Here is a 4,429-nt window from a genome sequence, read left to right on the forward strand (position 1 = left end):
CCCTGACGAGAATAGGAGGTTGCGGTGGGTAAGCTGCGCGCCCTTAGGCAGCCCGGTCGTGCCCGAGGTGTAGAGCTGCAGGACGACGTCATCGACCGCGATCGGCCGCATCGGATCGGAGTCGGACGAGCCTTCGAGCCAATCTTCAAGCGAGATAAGATCCCTCGAGGCTTCCTCGATTCCGACGAAGACGCGCAGCGACGGGCAGTCGTTTCGGATAGCGTCGAGCAGGGATACGAATTCAGGTCCGATGAACAATATTTTGCATTGCGCGTCCTCGACGATGAAGCCGATTTCAGGCGTCGCGAGCCTCCAATTGATCGGCGTCAGGACGGCGCCAATCTTGGCGCAGCCGAAGATGAGATGGAGGAGGCGGTCGGAGTTCTTTCCCAGATAGGCGACGCGGGCGCCCGGGCCGGCGCCCGCCGCCTCAAGCGCGCGGGCGATGCGGTTGCTTTGGCGGTTCCACTCCGCCCATGTGGTCACGCGCGACTCGTATTGGATGGCGATCCGATCCGGCGCCTTGGCGGCGAATCGGCGCGGAATATCCGCGAGCGAAGCGAACTCCATGGGTTTCCGTCCCTAAGTTAGTGGAATTTTTTCCCGTTTTTGACCATTTCGCGCAAGATTTCCGGCGCGGCGTATCGCTGCGGCAGTCGGTCGACCATACGGTCGCAGAGCGCCAACATGCGGTCAGCGCCGAGGGTATCGATCTGGCCTAGCACTCCGCCGAGAAACGCCGGGAAGCCCCAGCCGAGCAGAGAACCGATATCCGCGTCGCGGACGCCGACGATGCCCTCGGCAATGCAACGCGCCGCCTCGAGCGACTGCGAATACATCAGGCGCTCGCGCACGTGTTCGACATCGGGTTGCTTCGACGCGAGCGGGTATAGATCCACCAGGCCGGACCACAGGCGACGTTGGCCCGACGGCTCATAATCGTAGAAGCCCTTGCCCACCTTGCGGCCGAGGCGGCCGAGGCGCTCGACCATCATTGTCAACACAGCGTCTTGCGGCTGCTCGCGATAGTACGATCCCTGATCCGCGCGCGCCTGTTTCATCGCCTTGTAGAGCAGTTCGGCGGAGACCTCGTCGATCAGCGCGAGGGGAGGCATCGGCATGCCCGCCATGCGGCCCGCGTTCTCGATAAGCTTCGGATTCACGCCCTCGGCGAGCATGGTCATCGCCTCGTAGGGGTACATCACGAAAGCGCGGTTGGCGTAGAACGAGGGGCAGTCGTTGACGACGATCGGCGTCTTGCGGATCTGCTTGGCGAAATCGAGCGCCTCGGCGATCGCCTGTTCGCTCGTGCGGGCGCCGCAGATAATTTCGACAAGCGGCATCTTTTCGACTGGCGAGAAGAAATGCATGCCGACGAAGCGCTCGGGGCGAGCTGAGTTTTCCGCTAGCCCAGTGATTGGCAGGGTCGATGTATTTGAGGCAAACACGGCATCCTTGCGCATGGCCGCTTCCGCGCGTCGCGTGACTTCGGCCTTTATTGCGCGATCCTCGAACACCGCTTCGATCACAAGTTCGCAATCCCCGAGCGCGTCGTAGGAGGAAGTGGCGCGCACACGCGCCAGCGTTTCCTCGCGCGCCTCGGCGCTCAGGCGTCCGCGCGAGACTTGCGCGTCGAGCAACTTCGCGCCGTAACCCTTGCCTTTCTCCGCCGCCTCAGCGCTGACGTCGAGCAGGACGACATCAAGGCCGGCGGAGGAGGCGACATGCGCCAGGCCCGCGCCCATCATGCCCGCGCCGAGCACGGCAACCTTGCGGAATGTTCGTTTGGCGACCCCCTTCGGACGCCCCGCCAGTCGGTTGGCGTCGTTCATGTCGTAGAACAGGATGCGAATCATGTTCCTGGTCTCCGGCGAGGTCGCCAGCTTCGCGAACTGTCGCTGCTCGATCTTCAGGCCGGTGTCGAGGTCCACTTGGCATCCGTCGTAGACGCAGGCGAGGATGGCTTCCGGCGCGGGATAGTTTCCCTGCGTCTTGCCAAGCAGGTTCGCCGAGAGGCCAAAGAACAACTGGATCGACCCCGGCGTCTGCGGCGCCCCGCCGGGGAAGCGAAAATCCTTGCGGTCCCAAGGCTTGACGGCGGCTTCGGCCGGAGCTGCCCCAAGCCAGGCGCGAGCCTGCGACAAAAGCTCGTTACGAGGGGCGACCGCGTCCACCAGGCCTGCTTCGAGCGCCTTGGCGGGATCGACCTTGCGGCCTTCCAGCAGGAAGGGCAGCGCCTTCTTGATGCCGATCATGCGCGGCAGGCGCTGCGTGCCGCCCGCGGCGGGCAACAGGCCGAGAGTCACTTCGGGCAGGCCGAGCTGGATCTTCGGATCGTCGGCGACGATGCGATGATGACAGGCGAGGCAGATCTCGAGCCCGCCGCCGAGGGCAGAGCCGTTGATCGCCGCGACGAATGGTTTGCCGGAAGTCTCCAGCCGTCGCAGAACTCGCGAAACCGGCCCCGAACACTCCATCGATTCGCGGGCGTCGCGGATCGAGCGGATCAGATCGAGATCACCGCCAGCCACGAATTCGGGACGTGACGACGTCACGATGACGCCCTTGACGGCCGCGTCTGCGATCGCGCGCTCGACCGCTTCGCCAAACGCCGCGGTCGACGCCTGATTGAGGACGTTCATCGGCCTGTCGGCGACATTCCACGTCAGCGTCGCCACGCCGTCTGCATCGACCTGGTAATCTATCATTGCCGTGTTCCTCAGACGCGTTCGATGATCGCGGCGATGCCCATGCCGCCGCCGATGCAGAGGGTGATGAGTCCGGTGGCGAGGTCGCGGCGCTCGAGTTCATCGAGAACCGCGCCAAGTAGCATTCCGCCGGTCGCGCCGAGCGGATGACCCATCGCGATCGCCCCGCCGTTGACGTTCACCTTGTCCGCGGGAATATCCAGCGCCTGCATGTAACGTAACACGACTGCGGCGAAGGCCTCGTTGCATTCGAACAGGTCGATGTCCCGCACATTCATGCCCGCGCGCTTCAACACGGCTTCGGTCGCGGGAATTGGACCGGTGAGCATGATGGTCGGCTCGCTGCCGACCGTGCCGAACGCGCGCATGCGCGCTCGAGGCTTCACGCCGAGGCTCCGCGCGATCTCACGCGTGCCGATCAGCACCGCCGACGCGCCGTCGACGATTCCGGACGAATTGCCAGCGTGATGGACGTGATCGATCTCCGCGAGTTCGGGGTAGCGGCGTAGCGCCATCGCGTCGAAGCCCATCTGCTGGCCGAGCGAGTTGAACGAAGGTTCAAGGCCGGCGAGCGATTCGATCGTCGTGTCGGCGCGCACGTGTTCGTCGCGATCCAAGATCGTCAGCCCATTGATATCGCGCACCGGAACGATCGACCGTTCGAAGCGGCCCTCCTTCCACGCGAGCGTGGCGCGGCGTTGGCTTTCCGCGGCATAGGCGTCGACGTTGGCGCGCGAAAATCTGTAGAGCGTCGCGATCAGGTCGGCCGACACGCCTTGGGGCACGATGGTGTTCGGGATGGTGATCTGCGGATCAGTCACCCAGGCGCCGCCACCGGCGAACATGGGCACGCGCGACATGCTCTCGACGCCGCCGGCGATGATCAGGTCGGCCTGTCCGGCCATGATCATCGCGGAAGCGAAATTACACGCTTGCAGACCTGACCCGCAGAATCGGTTGAGCTGGACCCCAGGCGTTTCACGAAGGCCGGCAGCGAAGGCCACGGCTTTCGCAATGTCCGACGCTTGCTCAAGTGACGGTTCGCCACAACCAAGGATCACGTCGTCGACCCGATCATGGGAGAAACCGTTGCGCGCGGCGAGCGCGACCAGCGGCTGCGCCCCCAGCCGGGCCGGGCCGATCTCATGCAATGCGCCGCTCGCGCGGCCCTTTCCGCGCGGCGTTCGTACGGCGTCGAGAATGAACGCGTCGGTCATGCGGTTTCCCTTGAAACGACTCAGCGCCCGGTGAACACGGGCGCCCGGCGTTCTTGGAACGCGCGAATGCCTTCCTTGAGGTCGGCGGTCTGAAAGGCGCGGGCGAGCTGACGGCCCTCATGAGCCATGACCTCGCCAAGGCTTCCGCCCGCGAGCAATATCTCCTTGCTGAGGCGAAAGGCGGCGGTCGGCCCATCCGCGATCGACAACGCGAGTTTGTGCGCCGCGGCCGCGACAGCGCCCCTAGGCGCGGAACCGTCGACGAGGCCTATCGCCGTGGCCTCTGCGCCGTCAATCAAACGGCCGGTGAAAATAAGCTCGGCGGATTTGGCGTAGCCAAGGCGGGTGAGAAAATAGTGGTGCGTGCCCGTGTCGGGAACCATGCCGATATTGCGGAACGGGCTGCCAACGCGTGCGTCATCCTCTGCGAGGCTGATGTCGCACGACAACGCAAGGCCGAGGCCGAAGCCCAACGCAACGCCGCGGATTGCGGAAACGGTAGGC

At 64.7% G+C, this 4,429-nt stretch carries 4 protein-coding genes; all 4 read right to left on the reverse strand.

Annotated features, from left to right (window positions below):
* On the reverse strand, window positions 1-570 hold a 570-nt coding region (locus ACLP25_RS10445), incomplete at its 3' end, for an AMP-binding protein (RefSeq protein ID WP_442469129.1).
* 17 nt (window positions 571-587) lie between these two features.
* A complete protein-coding gene (locus ACLP25_RS10450; protein ID WP_442469130.1) occupies window positions 588-2,708 on the reverse strand; it encodes a 3-hydroxyacyl-CoA dehydrogenase NAD-binding domain-containing protein in 2,121 nt (706 codons plus the stop codon).
* An 11-nt stretch (window positions 2,709-2,719) separates the two neighbouring features.
* Complete coding sequence (locus tag ACLP25_RS10455) at window positions 2,720-3,925, reverse strand: acetyl-CoA C-acetyltransferase (RefSeq protein WP_442469131.1); 1,206 nt, start codon at window positions 3,923-3,925, stop codon at window positions 2,720-2,722.
* A gap of 20 nt (window positions 3,926-3,945) precedes the next feature.
* The coding region (locus ACLP25_RS10460) for an enoyl-CoA hydratase/isomerase family protein (protein ID WP_442469132.1) at window positions 3,946-4,429 on the reverse strand (484 nt) is incomplete at its 5' end.

This window comes from Roseiarcus sp. (genome assembly GCF_052145395.1).
Lineage (GTDB): Bacteria > Pseudomonadota > Alphaproteobacteria > Rhizobiales > Beijerinckiaceae > Roseiarcus.